Origin of the sequence: Marinomonas sp., from assembly GCF_965225885.1 — a bacterium.
GTDB lineage: Bacteria > Pseudomonadota > Gammaproteobacteria > Pseudomonadales > Marinomonadaceae > Marinomonas.
Genome location: NZ_OZ245329.1, coordinates 1,591,931 through 1,612,157, shown reverse-complemented (window position 1 = coordinate 1,612,157; position 20,227 = coordinate 1,591,931). Strand labels below are relative to the sequence as shown.

At 43.1% G+C, this 20,227-nt stretch carries 17 protein-coding genes; 13 read left to right on the top strand and 4 right to left on the bottom strand.

The window, feature by feature from the left end; translation table 11 throughout:
• Positions 1-76: 76 nt before the first annotated feature.
• The 6 genes from ACO05V_RS07620 to ACO05V_RS07595 all read left to right on the top strand — a co-directional run bounded on the left by ACO05V_RS07620 (position 77) and on the right by ACO05V_RS07595 (position 6,786).
• Complete coding sequence (locus ACO05V_RS07620) at positions 77-1,396, top strand: ABC transporter substrate-binding protein (protein WP_421849177.1); 1,320 nt, start codon at positions 77-79, stop codon at positions 1,394-1,396.
• Between the two features lie 106 nt (positions 1,397-1,502).
• On the top strand, positions 1,503-2,363 hold the full coding sequence (locus ACO05V_RS07615; RefSeq protein ID WP_421849174.1) for a carbohydrate ABC transporter permease: 861 nt from the start codon (positions 1,503-1,505) through the stop codon (positions 2,361-2,363).
• Positions 2,364-2,373: 10 nt separating this feature from the next.
• A complete protein-coding gene (locus ACO05V_RS07610) occupies positions 2,374-3,204 on the top strand; it encodes a carbohydrate ABC transporter permease (protein ID WP_421849171.1) in 831 nt (276 codons plus the stop codon).
• Between the two features lie 18 nt (positions 3,205-3,222).
• Positions 3,223-4,317 carry an ABC transporter ATP-binding protein gene (locus tag ACO05V_RS07605; RefSeq protein WP_421849168.1) on the top strand — a complete coding sequence of 365 codons (1,095 nt, stop codon included), beginning with the start codon at positions 3,223-3,225 and terminating at the stop codon, positions 4,315-4,317.
• 1 nt (position 4,318) lies between these two features.
• Complete coding sequence (locus tag ACO05V_RS07600; RefSeq protein WP_421849165.1) at positions 4,319-5,749, top strand: mannitol dehydrogenase family protein; 1,431 nt, start codon at positions 4,319-4,321, stop codon at positions 5,747-5,749.
• A gap of 140 nt (positions 5,750-5,889) precedes the next feature.
• A complete protein-coding gene (locus ACO05V_RS07595; RefSeq protein WP_421849162.1) occupies positions 5,890-6,786 on the top strand; it encodes an AraC family transcriptional regulator in 897 nt (298 codons plus the stop codon).
• A gap of 40 nt (positions 6,787-6,826) precedes the next feature.
• Here ACO05V_RS07595 and xylB read toward each other — a convergent pair whose 3' ends face one another.
• Entirely contained in the window at positions 6,827-8,317 is a 1,491-nt protein-coding gene (gene xylB, locus ACO05V_RS07590; RefSeq protein ID WP_421849158.1) for a xylulokinase, read from the bottom strand.
• 249 nt (positions 8,318-8,566) lie between these two features.
• Here xylB and ACO05V_RS07585 point away from each other — a divergent pair, with 249 nt between their 5' ends.
• The gene (locus tag ACO05V_RS07585; protein ID WP_421849155.1) at positions 8,567-9,484 is read left to right on the top strand and encodes a YgfZ/GcvT domain-containing protein; all 918 of its coding nucleotides are present in this window, start codon (positions 8,567-8,569) and stop codon (positions 9,482-9,484) included.
• 51 nt (positions 9,485-9,535) lie between these two features.
• Here ACO05V_RS07585 and ung read toward each other — a convergent pair whose 3' ends face one another.
• Both ung and ACO05V_RS07575 read right to left on the bottom strand, forming a co-directional pair.
• A complete protein-coding gene (gene ung / locus ACO05V_RS07580; RefSeq protein ID WP_421849152.1) occupies positions 9,536-10,258 on the bottom strand; it encodes a uracil-DNA glycosylase in 723 nt (240 codons plus the stop codon).
• Positions 10,259-10,292: 34 nt separating this feature from the next.
• On the bottom strand, positions 10,293-11,186 hold the full coding sequence (locus ACO05V_RS07575; protein ID WP_421849150.1) for a phosphotransferase: 894 nt from the start codon (positions 11,184-11,186) through the stop codon (positions 10,293-10,295).
• Between the two features lie 91 nt (positions 11,187-11,277).
• On the opposite strand from ACO05V_RS07575, the gene ACO05V_RS07570 reads away from it, so the two are divergent.
• A complete protein-coding gene (locus tag ACO05V_RS07570; protein ID WP_072839495.1) occupies positions 11,278-12,144 on the top strand; it encodes a MurR/RpiR family transcriptional regulator in 867 nt (288 codons plus the stop codon).
• A 431-nt stretch (positions 12,145-12,575) separates the two neighbouring features.
• Positions 12,576-14,072: a sodium/proline symporter PutP gene (gene putP, locus ACO05V_RS07565; RefSeq protein ID WP_421849147.1), complete on the top strand. Its 1,497-nt coding sequence runs from the start codon at positions 12,576-12,578 to the stop codon at positions 14,070-14,072.
• 232 nt (positions 14,073-14,304) lie between these two features.
• On the opposite strand, the gene edd is transcribed toward putP, so the two are convergent.
• Entirely contained in the window at positions 14,305-16,119 is a 1,815-nt protein-coding gene (edd, locus tag ACO05V_RS07560; RefSeq protein WP_421849144.1) for a phosphogluconate dehydratase, read from the bottom strand.
• A 381-nt stretch (positions 16,120-16,500) separates the two neighbouring features.
• Between edd and gap the strand changes: the two genes are divergently transcribed.
• From gap to purE, 4 genes are all read left to right on the top strand, one after another.
• Positions 16,501-17,514, top strand: coding sequence for a type I glyceraldehyde-3-phosphate dehydrogenase (gene gap / locus ACO05V_RS07555; RefSeq protein WP_421849141.1), 1,014 nt, complete (start codon positions 16,501-16,503; stop codon positions 17,512-17,514).
• An 81-nt stretch (positions 17,515-17,595) separates the two neighbouring features.
• Positions 17,596-19,044: a pyruvate kinase gene (pyk, locus tag ACO05V_RS07550; RefSeq protein WP_421849138.1), complete on the top strand. Its 1,449-nt coding sequence runs from the start codon at positions 17,596-17,598 to the stop codon at positions 19,042-19,044.
• Positions 19,045-19,050: 6 nt separating this feature from the next.
• On the top strand, positions 19,051-19,521 hold the full coding sequence (locus tag ACO05V_RS07545) for a methylglyoxal synthase (protein WP_421849135.1): 471 nt from the start codon (positions 19,051-19,053) through the stop codon (positions 19,519-19,521).
• 211 nt (positions 19,522-19,732) lie between these two features.
• A complete protein-coding gene (purE, locus tag ACO05V_RS07540) occupies positions 19,733-20,224 on the top strand; it encodes a 5-(carboxyamino)imidazole ribonucleotide mutase (protein ID WP_421849132.1) in 492 nt (163 codons plus the stop codon).
• Positions 20,225-20,227 lie beyond the last annotated feature (3 nt).

The window sequence follows — 20,227 nt, the reverse complement described above, 5'->3', positions numbered from 1 at the left end:
ATGATCACTTGATGAGCAATTATCAAGAATTAGGTACGACTATAAAAACAAAGAAACTCCAAACTGGGGGAAACCTATGAAACGCCTTACCAAAAATACCCTAACTTATGCGGTATCTATCACAGCGGCTATGACAGCTGCTAGCGCCTTCTCAGCAACTCAAATCACAGTGGCTACTGTAAACAATGGCCACATGATCGAAATGCAAAAACTCACACCTGAATTTGAAAAAGCCAACCCAGGCATCAAAGTTAAATGGGTAACTTTAGAAGAAGGTGTTTTACGTCAAAACGTCACTCAAGATATAGCCAACAAAAGTGGTCTTTATGACGTCATGACCATTGGTATGTATGAAGCACCTATCTGGGGTGAACGCGGCTGGCTACAAGCAGTCGACACCAGCGGAAGCTATGATGCAAAAGACATCCTGCCATCCATTCGTGGCGGCTTGTCTTACAAAGGCACCATGTATGCAGCGCCATTTTATGGTGAAAGCTCCATGGTCATGTACCGCAAAGACCTTGTGAAAGCGGCAGGCATGGAAATAAATGACAGAGACAGCTGGGAACACATTCGTGATGTAGCAGCTGCCGTCAATAACCCTGAAAAAGGCATTTATGGTATTTGCTTACGTGGCAAAGCTGGCTGGGGTGACAACATGGCATTCATGACAGCCATGGCAAACTCCTTTGGCGCACGTTGGTTTGATGAAAACTGGAAACCTCAGTTAGAAACAGCGGAATGGAAAAATGCCGTTAACTTCTATGTTGATCTATTGAACAAATATGGTCCTCCAGGCGCAAGCAGCAACAGCTTCAATGAAAACCTAGCGTTATTCAACGAAGGCAAATGTGGCATGTGGATTGACGCGACTATCGCGGCGTCTTTCGTAACCGACCCTCAACAAAGTAAAGTGGCTGATAAAGTTGGCTTTGCTCAATCGCCTTATGCAGTAACGGAAAAAGGCGCGAACTGGCTTTGGTCATGGGCATTGGGTATCCCAGCGGCGACTAAAAACGCAGATGCCGCACAAAAATTTGTTCGCTGGGCAACGTCTAAGGAATACATCAAGCTTGTCGGTGAAAAGAATGGCTGGGCAGCCGTACCAACAGGTACAAGAGCCAGCACTTATGAGAATCCTAAGTTCCAAAAAGCCGCCGTTTTTGCTGAAGCAGAATTAAAAGCCATCAATTCTGCTGATCCAAATGACAGCACACTAAAACCATCTCCTTATGTGGGTGTTCAGTTTGCAGCTATCCCTGAGTTCCAAGCGATTGGGACCACAACAGGGCAAATGATTTCAGGTGCATTGTCTGGTTCTATGACAGTCGATCAAGCCTTGAAATCTGCAAACACCTCTGCAGATCGTCAAATGCGTCAAGCGGGTTATTACTAGCCATCATTAAGCTCGACAAAGAAATAGGGCTTAGCCCTATTTCTTACTTTTGATTCGTTCTGCACAAGAACAGATTCTCCCCTGCTTATAATAAGAGAAACACAACATGAAGCGCTCAATTACTCGCTTATTAATGGCACCATCCGTCATCATGCTTTTGGTTTGGATGATCATTCCATTATCCATGACCATCTATTTTTCCACCATCCGCTACAACTTATTGTACCCAGGTCAGAATAACTTCGTCGGTTTGATGAATTTTGAATTCTTTATTACTGACCCTGGCTTTATTCCAGCGGTATCGAACACCTTAATTTTGCTACTGTCCGTCTTAATCATCACTGTGGTCTTAGGTGTGATGCTATCCGCTTTGATTGATAAGCCGTTTTTCGGCCAAGGCATTGTTCGAGTCTTATTAATATCGCCTTTCTTTATCATGCCAACCGTCAATGCATTGATTTGGAAAAACATGATGATGAACCCTGTTTACGGCATTTTTGCGTGGATATCAGAATCGCTAGGTTTTGAACCCATAGATTGGCTATCAAGTTACCCGTTAGTGTCAATCATTATCATGGTCAGTTGGCAATGGTTACCTTTCGCTATTTTGGTGTTTGTTACTGCTCTTCAATCACAAGATACGGAACAAAAAGAAGCTGCTCAAATGGATGGAGCAACAGGTTGGCATATCTTCCGCTATTTAACTATTCCACACCTTGCACGCCCAATTGCCGTGGTGGTGATGATAGAAACCATCTTTCTACTCGCGGTATTTGCTGAAATTTTCGTTTCCACTGGCGGTGGTCCAGGTTACGACAGTACAAACTTAGCGTATCTAATTTATAACCAAGCACTTCTGCAATATGACGTTGGTGTGGCTTCTGCTGGAGGTTTGTTTGCCGTGTTGCTTGCCAATATCGTGGCCTTTTTCTTAATTCGTGCCGTTGGCAAAAACTTAACGGTGTGAGGTGAATACAATGACTCTTAATCAACAACGCAAACTCAAAACCATTCTTACTGGACTGTTCGCATGGACGGTAGCATTGGTGTTATTTTTCCCGATTTTTTGGATGTTTATCACCTCGTTCAAAACCGAACTGCAGGCGATATCTGTACCACCGTCTCTGTTCTTTGAACCAACACTGGATAACTTCAGAATCATTCAAGAGCGTAGTGACTACATTCATCATGCATGGAACTCCGTCGTCACGTCATTTGGCTCAACCATTATCGCTCTGGTGATTGCCATTCCTGCGGCTTATTCCATGGCATTTTTCCCAGGAAAACGCACCAAAGACATTTTGCTATGGATGCTCTCTACTAAGATGCTGCCAGCAGTCGGCGTGTTAGTCCCTATTTATATCCTTTGCAGAGATTATGGCTTATTAGATTCAAAAACCGCTTTGGTGATCATTTTCACCCTAATGAACCTGCCGATTATCGTGTGGATGCTGTTCTCCTACTTCAAAGATTTGCCAAAAGAAATCCTTGAAGCCGCGCGAATGGACGGTGCAACCCCTTGGGATGAAGTGGTGAAAGTTGTGCTGCCACTTTCTGTTGGTGCCATTTCGTCAACTGCTCTTTTATCTATCGTGCTTTGTTGGAATGAGGCTTTTTGGTCTCTCAACTTGACTGCATCCGATGCTGCTCCATTAACCGCGATGATTGCCTCTTACTCGAGCCCTGAGGGTCTGTTTTGGGCGAAATTATCAGCCGCATCCACACTTGCTTGCGCACCAATCGTTATTTTCGGTTGGTTCTGTCAAAAACAATTAGTCCAAGGCCTTACATTCGGCGCCGTAAAATAATTATTAGGAAGTTTCTTTATGACTTACTTAGCGATCACTGATTTACAAAAACACTATGACAGCTACCACGCATTGCGCGGCATTAATCTAAGTATTAAGGAAGGTGAATTCGTCGTCTTCGTTGGGCCATCTGGCTGTGGTAAATCCACATTACTACGGACTATTGCAGGCTTAGAATCCAGCACTGGCGGAAGTATAGAACTAGACGGCAGAGACATTACCGAAGTGGCGTCGTCAAAACGCGACCTTGCCATGGTGTTCCAATCTTATGCTTTGTATCCACACATGACGGTGGCCGACAACTTATCGTTTGCGCTGCGTCTTGCCAAAGTATCGGATACCGAAATCAAAGAAAAAGTTCGCTCCGTGTCTGCTTCTTTGCAGCTTGATGCGCTATTAGAACGTAAACCAAAAGAACTGTCTGGTGGCCAACGCCAACGTGTTGCCATTGGTCGCGCCATTGTGCGCCAGCCGAAAGTCTTCTTGTTCGATGAGCCGCTATCTAACCTAGACGCCGCACTGCGTGTACAAATGCGTTTAGAACTCGCTCGCCTTCACAAAAAACTCGGCACAACGATGATTTATGTTACCCATGATCAGGTTGAAGCCATGACCTTGGCCGACCGCGTGGTTATTTTGAATACAGGCCAAATTGAGCAAGTTGGTACGCCACTTGAACTTTATCGCCAACCAAACAGCCGCTTTGTTGCAGAGTTCATTGGTACGCCAAAAATGAACCTCATCGCAGCGGACAAAATAGTACGCCAAGAAGACAATCTAGCGATTGAATTACTTGGACAGAAAATTCTTTTCCCTGCGAATCGTTTAAAAGGCCCACTGCCAGATTCCGTGGTTGTCGGCATTCGCCCAGAGCACATGTCATTGGTCGAAGAAGGCGGCGATTTATCTGGACGCATCGAGTTGGTTGAGCACCTAGGTTCTGAAGCCTACGCGCATCTTCAATTGTCTAGTGATCAAACCATTATTGTCAAAGCTCCGGCTCGAACTGAGCTTAAAGACGGACAAGAAGTCAGTCTCAAAATTGATATTTCAGAAATTATTTTGTTTAACGAAAATGATCGAGTCATCTCTGTGATTCCAGAGGAGGCTTAATATGGCTAATTATTTACAAGCTGCTTCAAATGTAGAGCAGCTTTCTGTTCAGAATTATTCAAAAAAAGCAATTCAAGCAGGCATAGTACATTTGGGTGTCGGTGCTTTCCACCGCGCTCACCAAGCCGTATACATCGACCGCCTACTCACTCATGACACGCAGAAAAACTGGGGCATTATTGGCGTTAATATTCGCCCACAAGACAGCCAAGCTTTTGCTCGCTTTATCAAGCAAGAAGGCGAGTATGTTTTAAAAACCATGGCGGCTGATGGCAAGACAAAGTACGAGCATATTCGCTCTATTGTTCAGCAAATTGATGGCGCTCAAGCGCCAGAAAAAGTTGACTCGGTGCTCGCCGATACGAAGATTCAGCTCGTCACATCGACAGTGACAGAGGGCGGCTACTACCTTGATGAAAATCGTCGCTTGATGCTAGAGCATCCAGCGATTAAGGCCGATATAGAAGGTGCTCGTAATACACTTTATGCTTTTTTGTATGCTGGTCTTAAACTGCGTAGCAAAACATCTAAGGCAAAAATCACCCTGTTATGCTGCGACAACCTTCGCCATAACGGTGAATTACTCGAAACTGGCCTAATGCAGTTTTTAGATGCTAAGCAAGATTCAGCGCTGTCAGGATGGGTAAAAGAAAACGTGTCTTTCCCTTGCTCTATGGTGGATCGAATAACACCTAAGCCAAGCCAGCAACATGTAGACGATGTCCGCTCACGCTTTGGTGTTGATGACAACATGACAGTGATGGGAGAAGACTTCATTCAGTGGGTCGTAGAAGACAAGTTTGCCGGTAAAAAACCCGCTCTTGATCTCGTTGGTGTGCAATTTGTCAAAGACGTCGTGCCTTTTGAAGAAGCTAAAATTCGTATTTTAAACGCAGGTCACACTTGCGTAACGTATCAAGCAGCATTAAAAGGCCTCACCTACTTTGATGAAGCCATGCGTGATGACGAATTAAAGCAGTATTTTACGGACTTCATTCTGCAAGATTCGATTCCTGCTATTGGGGATTCTGTGGTTGATCTACCAGCCTATTTTGACATTATTGCGCAGCGTTTTAGCAACGCAAACATTGGCGATACAGTAGAACGCATCTGCACCGATGGCTACGCAAAATTTCCAATTTTTGTTTTCCCCACATTAGAAGGTGCTTATCGCAAAGGCCGTACCCCCGTTAAGACTATCCAAGGCATCGCCAGCTGGTTCACCTTTATTCAGCTATCTGCTAAAGGTAAGCTCAACACGCCTTACCATGAGCCAAATAAAGCCTCTCTAGCGTCGTTCAGCAATGACGAAATGGGCATTCGAGCTTTTGCAACAGATCGCTTTTTATGGGGCAATGTGCCAACAGAGTTTCCTGACTTTGTAACTCAGCTTTCTGAAGCAATTCAGACAAGCATGGCAAAGTATGCTTAGATAGTTATCATTAATTAGAGGGTCTAACTCAAGAAAACAAGGTGGATAAAGTTGTCTCTACCTTGGTTTCTTGAGTATATTTTTATTAAAAATAAAAAATAAGCAGTGAGTGGTCATTTTATCTGCTGAGCGAGAAGATTATGCCTAATACCGCCAAACGCATCACCCCCGAATACGAAATTGTCGAAGATAACGAAACCATTCGTTATTTAGAACACGGCTATCCGTGTGACCTTATTCGCTGGCACGCCCATGATGACTACGAGCTGCATTTTATTGTTGCCACATCGGGCAAAGTCTTTGTAGGCGATTACATTGGCAATTACTCACCAGGCCAACTCATTTTAACTGGTCCTCGACTCCCTCATAACTGGATCTGCCAACACAACCAAGAAGATGTTCAACTCAGAGACATGGTAATTCGTTTCGACCATGAGTCTTTTTCGAATGGCATGAAAATTATTCCTGAGTTAGCCGAAATTCTACCTATGTTAGCCAGAGCAAAATCAGGTATTGAGTTTTTTGAACAAGACAATGATTACCTAAAAGATACTTTCCAAAAGGTTCGCGATTCTAGTGGCTTATCAAGGTTAATTATTGCCCTTCCTCTCTTACAAAAACTGGCGTATAGCCGAAGTTACCGCTTACTTTCTACGGTACAAATCGATTTAAAATCCAGTGAAACATTGCAACGAAAAATCAATACTGTGGTTGATTATGTGTCACAGAACTACAGTAATGACATTACACTTTCCAGCGTAGCGAATTTGATTGGTATGTCAGACAGCCATTTTTCGCGCTTCTTTAAAAAGGCAACAGGCAACCGCTTTATTGAATTTGTGAATCGCGTTCGAGTCAGCCGTGCCTGTAGTTTGCTAACCGAAACAGATCAGCAGATCGCGACGATTTGCTTTCAGGTTGGCTTCAACAATGTCGCTAACTTTAACCGCCGATTTCATGAGCTAAAAGGCGTCACTCCTAGAGACTTTCGCACACAGAGCAACATTCACATTGAAGGCACAGCGCCTGTTTCATAATACGACTGGCCTTAGAATCATTAAAAAGCAACTGTCGTTATTAAGACGACAGTTGCATCAGTTTTTCGTTTAGATCTTTTGTCGATTGGTAAAGGGATTGGTACAAAGCGTACTTTTCTTGATAATAAGCGCACAAAGCCGATTCTGGTTCATGCACTTCTAATACGTCAGGCATGGTGCAATATTCAGCAATCAGTAACTCAATGTCTTTGCCTTGGCTGTGTTGCTCACCTAACAGAGCCAAACGTGCCGCGCCCAAACCTGGCCCCACATCGCCACCATCACGATAAATAAGACGCTTGTTCAATACATCAGCGATAATTTGACGCCACATAGCAGAACGCGCACCACCGCCGATTAAAGACAACTCATCAACTGCACTGCCTGCGCTATCCAAGGCATTTTGGCAATCCAATAAAGAGAATGCCACGCCCTCCAATATTGCCAATGTCATAACCTCAACATTACTTGTATTGCTTAAACCAACAAATTGTCCATTGGCTAACGGATCATTATATGGTGTTCGCTCGCCGCTAAGATAAGGCAAAAACAATACATTGGTACGCTTGATCTCACTGTCTTCAAGAGCATCCAGTAATTCAGCAACAGACTTATCCACCAGCTTAGCGAACCAAGCTAACGAGTTTGCTGCACTAAGAGTGACACCCATTTGATGCCAACGATTAGGCAAAGCATGGCAAAAAGCGTGTACCGTATTGAGAGGATTGGCTTTATGGGACTCGCTCACTGTGAAGTACACTCCAGAAGTGCCTAATGAGATAAAACCTTGACCAGGATTAATGACGCCCATGCCAACGGCCCCTGCAGCATTGTCACCAGCACCTGCTAAAACAGGCAATAGAAGAAGCCCTAACTCTTGAGCAACCGCTTCAGACAAACTACCGACGACATCACAGCCTTCGTACACTTTTGGCATATTGGCTTGCGTTAATCCTGTTGCGGCCAATAAAGCATCGTCCCATTGACGTGTTTCAGGATTTAACCAAAGTGTACCGGCGGCATCTGAACAGTCGGAAGACATGGTTCCTGTTAATCGATAAGTCAAGTAGTCTTTCGGTAATAATACATGTGCCAAATTGGTAAATACTTCAGGCTCGTTTTCTTGTACCCAACGTATTTTAGGCGCGGTAAAGCCTGGCATATAAAGGTTGCCGGAGCGTTCAATTAATTCAGGATATTGCGTCATCAAGGCTTCGCACTGAGCTTGACTTCGACCGTCATTCCACAAGATACAAGGGCGTAAAACATTGCCTTGAGCATCAAGCAAGGTAGCGCCATGCATCTGCCCAGAAAGTCCTAACGCCTTCAGCTTGCTCAGATCCAAGCGTTGCTGCAATTGATTAACAACGTCCTTACAAGCTTGCCACCATGACAACGGATCTTGTTCCGACCAAGTAGCATGTAAACTCTCTACGGATAAAGGCACAGACTCCTGTGCCAAAACGTTACCTTTATCGTCAATAACGACGCCTTTCAAACCAGAGGTTCCAAGATCAAGACCTAAATACATTTTGTTACTCGTTTTTCAAAATTCATGAATTCTTTGTTTTTTTCATATTCGAAATAATAGACAAGGGAGTCAATGAAATTCTATGAATCAGCCTTTTTAGTACCATTAGAGAATAAAAATAGTTTGTAGTAGTAAAAAAATCATTATCTACCTAACCATTGAAAAGTAAAAATTCGGCATTACTGATAGGCTGATAATGCAGAGCAACTGCAACCTATTCTATGCCAGATCTATTTTATGGAACCTTTTATGACTTCGCTTCACGATATTATTGACTCAACACTGCAAAACAAAGACGTTGTGATGAAACAGCCAGATATCAGCGTTTTGCGAGTTTCTGGCCCAGATTCAAAAAAACTCCTTCAAGGTCAGACAACCTGCGATATGAACAAACTGTCGCAAGATACTGGTTTATATGGCGCAATCTGTAGCATTAAAGGACGCATAATCAGCAGTTTTTATATCGTTCAGAGTAATGACGATGTACTGATGGTAATGGCAAAAGATCTGGTCGAAAAAACCTTATTACATTTAAAAAAGTACGCGGTGTTTTTCAAGACAGAATTAACCGATGAGCAAGATAACTTGACGGTTTACACCAAGTTAACGACTAAGCACATTAAAACGGATTTAAGTACCGCACAGAATAATTTGGCAATCACTCAAAACAATGAAACCATCACATTGACAGTCAGCCAAGAGCCATTAGAAGTTCAGTTACTTATTGCACCTGCAAACCAAACCGTACTCGAAGAAAAGAACCAAGAATTGTCCGCCTTGGCGGTTCTTACTGCTCGCCCACTGATTAACCTAGAGCAAAGCGAAACGATTTTACCTCAATGGCTTAACATGCAAAGCACAGGTGGCATCAGCTTCACAAAAGGCTGTTACACAGGACAAGAGATCGTTGCTCGCATGCAATACAAAGGCAAATCGAAGAAGCAGCTGGCGTTAGTGACTTGGGAAGGCAATTTAGATACTACAAAAGACATTGTCGATGGGCAAGGAAAGAGCATAGGTCAAATCTTTGCTGCTACTTGTATTCAAGAGACTCATTATGCGCAAATCATTTTGAACATTGAACCAAGTGAAGTAGAACAGCTTCTTTTGGATAATAAAGAAATCACCTTACTTCCGCTTCCCTACCCGCTAGATAGCAAAAAATAGCAGTTGTATCTAAGATATTTTATAGCGCCAGATAGGCGCTATAAAATTAATTTAAAATGGTAAACCAATCTGCAAACTTTGTTCAACTTCATCAGCGCTTTTCACTGGCTCTAATGCCCATTTTATCGGCTCTTTGCCAAGAGCAACTAAGTAATCATTGGCTTTAGAAAAGTGCTGACAACCTAAAAATCCGCGATAAGCCGACAAAGGCGATGGATGCACACTTTCCAACACACAATGCTTATCACGATCGATATGGCGGCCTTTCTTCTGAGCATAAGCTCCCCACAGCATAAAAACGACACCTTGATGTTCGTTGTTAATTAGCTCGATGATTTTATCGGTAAATATTTCCCAGCCTTTATTTTGATGAGAGCCCGCTTTGCTTGCTTCTACGGTCAATACACTGTTTAACAACAACACGCCTTGTTCCGCCCACTGTTCTAAAAAACCATGAGAGACAGGCGCGATACCTAAATCCATTTCGAGCTCTTTATAAATATTCACCAACGAAGGCGGCACTTTAACATTGGGCTTTACTGAAAAAGATAAACCATGAGCTTGACCTTCTCCGTGATAAGGATCTTGCCCAAGAATCACCACTCGAACTTTCTCAAAAGGCGTTTTGTTTAATGCTGTAAAACGCTCATCTTCAACCGGATAGATCACTTTGCCTTGCTCTTGCTGCAAAGAGAGAAACTGCTGCAAAGCGAGCATATAGTCTTTATTAAATTCGTCAGCTAATCGCATTTGCCAACTTGGAGTTAACATCATTTTTTACTCTTATAAATGAGACCTTATAAAAAGGTTATTGACTTGCAGAGATTTCCAAAAAAGGATTAAGCGACGGCATGGCTTTGAAATCCACATAAAACGGCCAAGCATCTGGGTCATCGGGTGTTGTTAAATGTTTCAACAATAACCAGATCATTTCTCTTAACGAATACGCCAAACTGTATTGAGCGATTTTATTCAGAGTTCCTTCTATATCTAAGGAAGCATCGTAGCTTTCTATGAAGAAAATTTGCTGCTCGCGAGTTAAGTTGTGAGAGCGTGTCACTACCGCCAAATCGAATAAGGGGTCACCCATGCCTGTGTATTCCCAATCAATTAACCATATAGCATCATCGTCTATTAAAACATTCTTCGGATTAAGGTCATTATGACAAACCACAGGAGCATAATTTGACTCCACACGAGGTAAGTTAGAAAACAGTCCTCGCAAATACGCCAGTTCCTCTCGAACATCAGGACGAGTCGGCAGAAAAGACTCGATTGACTGCAGGTAATGTTCGATCAAATCATAAATGCAAAAAGGATGATCGACCTTTGGCAGAGCATGCGCTTGCGCCAAAGCGTTAGCAATTCTCTTGATACTGCTATTGGAATGCTTAACATCCCAACCTAAGGAAGCTTGAACCACAAACTGACAAGCAAAAATGCCTTGATCATCATGCCATAAAACAGGCGGTGAAATTTCTGCTTTTGCGGCGGCAAGCAATACCGCTATTTCACTTTGTCTATCAATACCAAAAGCCACTTCGTCTAGAGCGGGTACGCGAAGCACCATTTGAGGAACCTTGTTCCAATCCAAGCGATATACTTTGTTGGAGAACCCTTCCTCAAACGACGTTACTTGAATTTTATTGAATTCGGGCAAAATCTTCGCCATTTTATCGAAATAGGCGGTTAAGTTCGTCATTTTAAATCCTTTTTTATTGCCAGAATTGGAAGCGGCTGTCAGAATGAACAACTGAACAATCCGAGTCAATAGTCAACTTTGAAGCAGATCAATGATTAAACACGAAGACATTATTCGTAAGATACAAGAACGACTGAGCACGTTAAGTAAATCCGAGCGAAAAGTAGCGGAAGCCATTCTTGCTGATCCGAAAACGACCATCCATTCTAGTATTGCTAAATTAGCCGCCAGAGCGGAAGTGAGTGAGCCTACGGTTAACCGTTTCTGTCGTAGTTTAATAGGTAGTGGCTTTCCTGATTTTAAAGTATCACTTGCCCAAAGCCTTGCGACAGGTACGCCTTACGTTAACTTAAACGTAGAGCCTGACGATGCTCCTGGCGCCGTTACGGCGAAGATTTTTGAAGCCGCTAAAAACAACCTCACCCGTGCTCAGGATATTTTACCCGAGTCATTGATAAGCCGAGCGGTTGATGTATTAGCACAAGCTCGCCGAATCGAATTTTATGGTTTAGGCGCATCTGGCCCAGTTGCCAAAGATGCACATCATAAATTTTTCCGTTTAAACATGCCTGTTGTTGCCTATACAGATATTTTAGTACAGCGAATGGCTGCTGCTGGCTCGCATTCAGGCGATGCTATCGTCATCATTTCCTACACTGGTCGCACCTTACCGTTAATCGAAACAGCTCGAGTTGCTCGTGAAGCTGGTGCAACGGTTATTGGTATCACCAACCCGGATTCTCCTCTCACAGAGCACTGCTCTATCGTACTTCCGATTGAAGAAACAGAAGACACCGATATCTATACACCAATGAGTTCACGTATTGTTTATCTAACATTGATAGATGCTCTAGCGACAGGCGTACTTTTGAAGCGCGGCCCAGAGTTCAATGCGCATCTTAAAAAGCTCAAACAAAGCGTACAAGATACTCGATTACCTAAAGTCGAGAAGAAATAATATCTCTGTATAAGGCACATTAAATGTGCCTTTCTTTTTTGTAGCTACCTTAACTGATTAGAAATCAAACAATCCGTATAATTTAGTCAGAACATCAGATTATTTCGTAATTTTGTCAGAGAAATTTGAAAGATTATCCTACTCCAGCCACTTAGAATCGGCTCAGGTCTTGAAATGTGTCATAATGAGATTCATTCTCTTTACGAGAATTTGATTATTTTTACATATTAAATCAATGGCTATCACAATAACGATTTAACAATTATAAATCTTTCGGGTGTGATTTAGACGCCGCTTCTTAAGCGCCGCCCTTCTATCGGTAAGTATTGCTGAACAGTGCAATACAAGGATAAGTACTATCCGTACTGATAAATAACCTTATCTATCCAAGGTTATTTCACCCGCAATAATTTCATTAGGGGACAATAATAATGATAGAAAGCAGCTATGCGATCAGCTTTACATTCCTAGCCTATCTAGTAGTTATGCTAGGAATTGGGCTGTATGCTTACAAACGTACTTCTAGCTCCGAAGATTACTTTCTTGGTGGACGCTCTTTAGGACCTTGGCCTACCGCACTGTCAGCAGGCGCTTCTGATATGAGTGGCTGGTTACTACTTGGTTTACCAGGTTACGCTTTTGCAGCAGGTTTAGAGTCATTCTGGATTGCTGGCGGCCTTTTTGTTGGCACATGGCTTAACTGGCTAATCTGTGCAAAACGCCTAAGAACGTACAGCATCAAAGCCAATAACGCACTAACACTTCCAGACTTCCTGTCTACTCGTTTCAATGACAAATCAAAGCTCATTCAAACCATCTCAGCTCTTTTTATTTTGCTGTTCTTCTTGTTCTATACAAGTTCAGGTTTGGTTGCAGGCGGTAAATTGTTTGAAACCGTATTCGGCTTGGATTACACCTATGCAGTGATTATCGGCACAGTATGTGTTGTTTCTTACACGCTTTTTGGTGGTTTTCTTGCTGTTGCTTGGACTGATCTTGTTCAAGGTTTGATGATGAGCGCAGCACTAGTAATTGTTCCTCTTGTTGCTATTGACGGTGGTTGGTCAGAGCTATCTAGTACTTTAATGGCAAAAAACCCTGAATTACTAAATATTTGGACCAACGTAAGTGGTGAACCTTTAACTGCAATCGGAATTATTTCTCTCGTTGCTTGGGGTCTAGGCTACTTCGGTCAACCACATATCCTAGCGCGTTTTAAAGCGTCTCGCTCTAACAAAGACATTAAAACAGCTCGTCGCATTGCGGTAATCTGGACTTTCATTTCAATGGCAGGCGCACTACTTATCGGCTTAGTCGGCATTACATTTGTTGATAACAGCCTAGCGGGTAACTTAGCTGATCCAGAAAAAATCTTCATGATTCTTGTTAATGCCGTTTTCCACCCAGTGGTTGCTGGTATTCTTCTTGCCGCTATCTTAGCTGCAATCATGAGTACAGCGGATTCTCAACTCTTGGTGTCTTCTTCTGCACTAGCTGAAGATTTTTACAAGCAACTATTCAATAAAGAAGCGACTCAAAAACAAATCGTCAACGTTGGACGCTTTGCAGTTGTAGCCATTTCTATTATTGCATTATTACTTGCGCTGAACCCAGAAAGCTCAGTACTTGGTCTAGTATCTTATGCTTGGGCTGGTTTTGGCGCAGCATTCGGCCCTGCAATCCTTCTAAGCTTGTTCTGGCGCAACATGAACCGTAACGGCGCTCTAGCGGGTATTGTTATTGGTGGCGTTACTGTTGTGGTATGGAAACAACTAACTGGTGGCATTTTCGATCTTTATGAAATCGTTCCAGGCTTCTTGTTCTCGACTATCGCTATCTTTGCTGTAAGCCTAGCAACAGGTGCTCCAGAAGAGTCTGTAACAGAATCTTTTGATGAATACGAAAAAGCACTAAAGACAATGGACTAAGTAACTAGCTCTTCAAGCTCATTACTTAAGAAGGCCCGAATCAACAAAGATTTGGGCCTTTTTTTTATTTTTGAGATATAGAGATTAGATATAAAAAGATACTTAGTCTTTTATCGGAGATACGAAGAGCAAATGAGACAAATTAGAAGGTAAATTCCAGGCAAAAAAATGGGGCTTGAAACAAGCCCCTAAACACCATTTACTAACAAATGTTAGTAGTCAGAGGAAAGGTTTAATCATTAAACAAGCTGCAAGCACCTTGCTCTGCGCCACTCACCAAAATACGTTGCGCACTAAATAGTTCACGTCCCATGCCTTGATGAGAGTCGGTTAAATCTTGCTGAGCCGCTTCACGCTTATTGAGTTCTTCATCTGAGACCAACACAGACAAAGTGCCTTCAATTGCATCCAAGCGAATCATGTCGCCATCATGAATTTTAGCGATCAGACCGCCAGCCAAAGCTTCAGGCGTCAAGTGAATTGCAGCAGGCACTTTACCTGATGCACCAGACATTCGACCGTCAGTGACTAATGCCACTCGGTAGCCCTGATCCTGTAAATTGCCAAGGTATGGAGTCAGCTTATGCAACTCTGGCATACCCAATGCTTTAGGGCCTTGGAAACGCACAACCGCAACACAGTCACGTTTTAATTCACCACTTGCGATGGCGTCGGCCAATGCATTTTGGCTATGAAAGACAGCTGCAGGCGCTTCGATAATGCGATTTTCATCTTTCACGGCCGAGACTTTAATAACTGAGCGACCAAGGTTACCTTTCAATAAAGCTAACCCGCCTTCTTTGCTAAACGGATTATCAATAGGTCGTACGACATTCAGATCCAAGCTTTCATCGGTACCATCGCGCCACACAAGCTTATCGCCTTCTAAGAAAGGCTCTTTGGTGTAATGAGTTAAGCCTTTACCTACAATGGTGTTTACATCTTCATGAACTAGGCCACCTTTAAGCAATTGCTTAACCAAAAACGCCATGCCGCCCGCCGCGTGGAAATGGTTTATATCGGCTTGACCATTCGGGTAAATTTTAGTCAATGATGGCACTACTTTAGAAAGAGCGGAGAAATCATCCCAAGTAATAATAATGCCAGCCGCACGAGCATAAGCGACAATATGCATAGTATGGTTGGTTGAGCCACCCGTTGCCAACAAGCCAACAATTGAGTTAACGATGCTACGTTCGTCGACTATTTCATATAAAGGTCGGTAATCTCGACCCAATGCAGTAATCTTGGTAGACAACTGAGAAGCATAGTTAGTTAATGCGCCTCTTAGTGGATCATCTGGATTAACAAAAGAAGATCCTGGAAGCTGAAGCCCCATAATTTCGACTAATAGCTGATTCGAGTTAGCTGTACCATAGAAGGTACAAGTACCCGCACTGTGATAAGAAGCCGATTCGGCCTCAAGCAATTCTTCACGAGTAGCTTGGCCTTGAGCATAACGCTGACGAACCGCCGCTTTAGCCGCATTAGTAATACCTGAACGCATTGGACCCGCTGGAATAAACAAAGCAGGCAAATGACCAAAACGCAGCGCAGCAATCAACAAACCAGGAACAATCTTGTCACAAATGCCCAAATAAATAGCGGCATCAAACATATTATGGGAAAGCGCTATTGCCGCTCCTTGTGCAATATTGTCACGACTAAATAGACTTAACTCCATGCCGTCCTGCCCTTGAGTGACACCATCACACATGGCAGGAACACCGCCAGCGAACTGAGCCATAGAGCCCATTTCTTTAACCGCTGCACGAATTTGATCTGGGTAATTTTCGTAAGGCTGATGAGCAGACAACATATCATTGTAAGACGATATGATGCCTATATTTGCTTCCTCCATTAGAGTCAGCTTTTGTTTATCTTGAGGTTGGCATGCCGCGAAGCCATGAGCCAAGTTGCCACAGGACAACTTGCCTCTATGGGGACCTTGCTCTTGCGCTTTTTTCATATCTTTAAGGTATTGCTCGCGCAACGCTTTGCTTCGTTCAATGATGTCGTTCGTTACCTTAGCAACAATCGGATTCATGCTTATCTCCGTTTTTAATTCAGCTATCTCAGCAAACTGCCTGATACTATAATATCATGTAATATTACTACATTTTTAATTTATTTCACGCCTAAAACTGATAAAAAACCAATAAATCCGCAAAATCATGTAATTTTTTTACAAAAAGAATTCGAAAAAGGCTTTGTCTCAGCTAATATACCCGAACTTCTGTAACATAATTCTGTACAATGTTAGTCTTAGATCAATAGATGATCAAAAAACAGCCATATTGACAGGAATTTGTTACTAATCCTTGCTTAAAAAATTACTTATGTAGTATTTTTACGTAAAGAACAAAATTGAACGCGTGTTGTTCGAATTCGAACATCAGGCAACTTTCGCACTATGTTAGAGGTGAGTATGACGATTAAGGTAGCTATCAACGGTTATGGACGCATTGGACGCAACACGCTTAGAGCTTTGTATGAATCAGGCAAGCGTGATCAAATCCAAATCGTAGCCATTAATGATCTTGGCGATTCAAAAACCAATGCTCATTTAACGAAATACGACACAGTCCACGGTCGCTTCAACGAAGAAGTTACCTTTGATGAAGAAGCACTTTACATTAACAAAGATAAAATCCGCACTTTCTCTGAGCGCAATCCAGCAGACCTTCCTTGGGCTGAGCTAGGTATTGATGTTGTTTATGAATGCACAGGCTTCTTTACAACCAAAGAAAAAGCAAGCGCTCACATCACTGCTGGTGCGAAGAAAGTTATCATTTCTGCACCAGGTAAAGAAGTGGATGCGACGGTTGTATATGGCGTAAACCAAGATATACTAACATCAGCAATGACAGTCATTTCTAATGCTTCTTGTACAACTAACTGCCTTGCGCCATTCGCTAAACCATTAAGTGAAAAGCTTGGCATTGAAAGCGGCTTGATGACAACAATCCATGCCTACACAAATGATCAGCGTCTTTCAGACGTTTATCACGAAGATCTATACCGCGCACGTGCGGCAGCAATGAACATGATCCCAAGTAAAACAGGCGCTGCAGCGGCGGTTGGTCTTGTTATCCCAGCTCTTGTAGGCAAGTTTGATGGTCTTTCTGTTCGCGTACCGACTATTAACGTCTCGCTAGTAGATTTAACCTTCTTAGCACCTCGTGAAACCACAGCAGAAGAAATAAACACAATTATTGAAGACGCTATCAAAGCTGACCCAATTCTTGCGCAAGTATTGCATGTCAATTATGAGCCACTTGTCTCTTCTGACTTCAATCACAATGCTTACACATCTAACTTCGATGCGACACAAACTCGCGTACAAGGTAAATTAGTAAAAGTGATGGCTTGGTATGATAACGAATGGGGCTTCTCAAACAGAATGCTTGATAATACTATCGCATTAATGGCTGCTAAATAGTCAAAATACACGAAGGCTGCTGACGCAGCCTTCGTCGTCTCTTATACTTCACTTCACGCTTTTTAATCTTTGGTATTTAAAATGACTCGTAGAACTAAAATTGTTGCCACTTTAGGCCCAGCTTCCAGCTCCCCAGAAATGATCGAAAAATTAATTTTGGCAGGCGCTAATGTCTTCCGCTTAAATTTCTCTCACGGTCAGCCAGAAGATCACATCAACCGTGCCGAGGTTGTTCGTGAAATGGCGAAGAAAAATGGTCGTCATGTTGCTATTCTTGGTGATTTACAAGGTCCTAAAATTCGCATCGCGCGTTTCAAAAACACCAAAGTCGAACTAAAAGACGGCGCAACTTTTATTCTTGATGTTGGTTTTGACAAGAACAACGGCGATGAAACACGCGTTGGTATTGACTATCCACAACTAGCAAAAGACTCACAGCCTGGAAATATTCTGCTACTTGATGACGGACGCGTTGTTCTTGAAGTACTAGAAGTGAAAGGCCAAGAAGTTATTACTAAAGTCATCGTTGGCGGCGCTTTGTCTAATAACAAAGGCATTAACCGCCAAGGTGGTGGGCTATCTGCTGCGGCATTAACCGATAAAGATCGCGAAGATATTAAAACTGCTGCTGTATTAAAAGCAGATTACTTAGCCGTTTCTTTTCCACGTTGTGCAGCTGATCTTCATGAAGCTCGTGCACTAGCTGAAGCCGCTGGTCTTAAAGCAGGCATCGTTTCTAAAGTAGAACGTGCCGAAGCCGTTGCCGATAACGAAACATTGGATGCAATCATTCTTGCCTCCGATGCTGTGATGGTTGCTCGTGGTGATCTAGGTGTTGAAATTGGTGATGCCGAATTGATCGGCGTACAAAAGCACATGATCAAACGCTGCCGTCAGTTGAACCGCCCTGTGATTACAGCGACTCAAATGATGGAAACTATGATCACCAGCGCAATGCCAACTCGCGCAGAAGTATTTGACGTTGCTAACGCGGTTCTAGATGGCACAGATGCAGTAATGCTTTCTGCCGAAACTGCTGCTGGCGCGTATCCTGAAGAAGTTATTAAAACCATGAACCGCGTTTGCTTGGGCGCCGAAAAGCAGCCAGCAATCAATCGCTCTAAGCACCGTATCGATGTGACTTTTACCAACATTGATGAAACGATCGCAATGTCAGCAATGTACGCAGCCAACCATTTGGAAGGCGTGAAAGCGATCATCAGCTTGACCGATTCCGGTACAACGCCGCTACTTATGTCTCGCATCAGTTCTGGCTTGCCAATCTATGCATTGTCTCCAAACCAAGCAACGCTGAATAAAGTCACTCTTTATCGCGGTGTAACACCGGTTGCTTTTTCTTCACAAGAATTTAACGTAGACACGATTGTTGCAGGCTTAGTTGACCACGTTAAGTCTCTTGGTCTAATCAAAGACGGTGATCTTGTGATTGTGACAAAAGGTGATCACTTGGTGAGCTACGGCACAACCAATATGATGAAAGTCGTAAAAGTCGGCGCTGTAGAGGAATAAGTCACAGTGAAGAGCATTACACTACAGCAAAAAACGATCACGACACCAGAGCGAAAAAACGTCGCTCTGGTTGCTCATGACAATATGAAGCCAGCTCTTATCGAGTGGGCTGAAAAGCATAAAGAAAAGCTAATTAAGCACAATTTAATGGCGACTGGAACCACTGGAAATTTAATGCAGAAGCAATTAAAAGTTCCAGTACAGTCTCTCATTAGTGGCCCTCTCGGTGGTGATCAACAACTTGGTGGTCTAATTGCCGAAGGCAAAATTGATGTGCTGATTTTTTTCTGGGACCCTTTCGAGCCAATGCCTCATGATCCTGACATCAAGGCTCTACTTCGAGTCGCTGCTGTTTGGAATATTCCGATTGCTTGTAGCGTTTCTTCCGCCAATTTTTTGGTGACGTCACCCTTGTTCGAAAGCGAATTTGAACGACAAATACCAGATTATGAAAAATACCTTCAAGAGCGACTCTAGTCGCTCTTTTCTTTTGTCTCTACCTATCTTTCAACTTGCGTATTTCAACACTCTTCAAAGCTCGCGGTTTTCTTCAAAATCGGCTATATTAGCCGCCATTATTGTCATGCAAAAATGTGTTAGGCCACGTTTAGACAGGGCAAACTTACTGATTAGACTCAACGTATAAGCCCCTCAGCACCACGTTGAACACCACCATAGGAGAAGAGTTTTGCAAGCAGATGTAGCCCTAATAATGGGATCAAAAAGTGACTGGTCGACAATGGAAGGTGCCGCTGAAATAATGGACGCTCTTGGCGTAAGCTACCACGTCGAAGTTGTCTCCGCTCACCGCACACCAGTCAAACTTGCAGAATTCTCAGAAAGCGCTGCAGACAAAGGCTTTAAGGTAATTATTGGCGGCGCTGGCGGCGCTGCTCATTTGCCTGGCATGGTTGCTGCTCATACTCGTTTGCCTGTACTAGGTGTGCCAGTACAAAGTAAAGCCCTAAATGGCATGGACAGCTTACTGTCAATCGCACAAATGCCAAAAGGTGTTGCTGTTGGAACATTAGCTATTGGCAGTGCTGGGGCTTTTAATGCAGGTTTACTGGCTTGTCAAATTCTAGCTATTTCAAATCCTGAGCTTGCTAAGAAAATTGAAGCCTTCAGAGCCAATCAAACAGAAACAGTATTAGCAAATCCAGACCCGAGAGAGGCTTAAACT

Excerpts from the sequence above, each read along its gene's own strand:
- ACO05V_RS07575 (WP_421849150.1), bottom strand. The coding sequence starts at position 11,186 with ATGACGAACTTAACCGCCTATTTCGATAAAATGGCGAAGATTTTGCCC.
- ACO05V_RS07600 (WP_421849165.1), top strand. The coding sequence starts at position 4,319 with ATGGCTAATTATTTACAAGCTGCTTCAAATGTAGAGCAGCTTTCTGTT.
- ung (WP_421849152.1), bottom strand. The coding sequence starts at position 10,258 with ATGATGTTAACTCCAAGTTGGCAAATGCGATTAGCTGACGAATTTAAT.
- putP (WP_421849147.1), top strand. The coding sequence starts at position 12,576 with ATGATAGAAAGCAGCTATGCGATCAGCTTTACATTCCTAGCCTATCTA.
- ACO05V_RS07570 (WP_072839495.1), top strand. The coding sequence starts at position 11,278 with ATGATTAAACACGAAGACATTATTCGTAAGATACAAGAACGACTGAGC.
- gap (WP_421849141.1), top strand. The coding sequence starts at position 16,501 with ATGACGATTAAGGTAGCTATCAACGGTTATGGACGCATTGGACGCAAC.
- ACO05V_RS07615 (WP_421849174.1), top strand. The coding sequence starts at position 1,503 with ATGAAGCGCTCAATTACTCGCTTATTAATGGCACCATCCGTCATCATG.
- ACO05V_RS07585 (WP_421849155.1), top strand. The coding sequence starts at position 8,567 with ATGACTTCGCTTCACGATATTATTGACTCAACACTGCAAAACAAAGAC.
- ACO05V_RS07620 (WP_421849177.1), top strand. The coding sequence starts at position 77 with ATGAAACGCCTTACCAAAAATACCCTAACTTATGCGGTATCTATCACA.
- ACO05V_RS07595 (WP_421849162.1), top strand. The coding sequence starts at position 5,890 with ATGCCTAATACCGCCAAACGCATCACCCCCGAATACGAAATTGTCGAA.
- xylB (WP_421849158.1), bottom strand. The coding sequence starts at position 8,317 with ATGTATTTAGGTCTTGATCTTGGAACCTCTGGTTTGAAAGGCGTCGTT.
- edd (WP_421849144.1), bottom strand. The coding sequence starts at position 16,119 with ATGAATCCGATTGTTGCTAAGGTAACGAACGACATCATTGAACGAAGC.
- ACO05V_RS07605 (WP_421849168.1), top strand. The coding sequence starts at position 3,223 with ATGACTTACTTAGCGATCACTGATTTACAAAAACACTATGACAGCTAC.
- ACO05V_RS07610 (WP_421849171.1), top strand. The coding sequence starts at position 2,374 with ATGACTCTTAATCAACAACGCAAACTCAAAACCATTCTTACTGGACTG.
- pyk (WP_421849138.1), top strand. The coding sequence starts at position 17,596 with ATGACTCGTAGAACTAAAATTGTTGCCACTTTAGGCCCAGCTTCCAGC.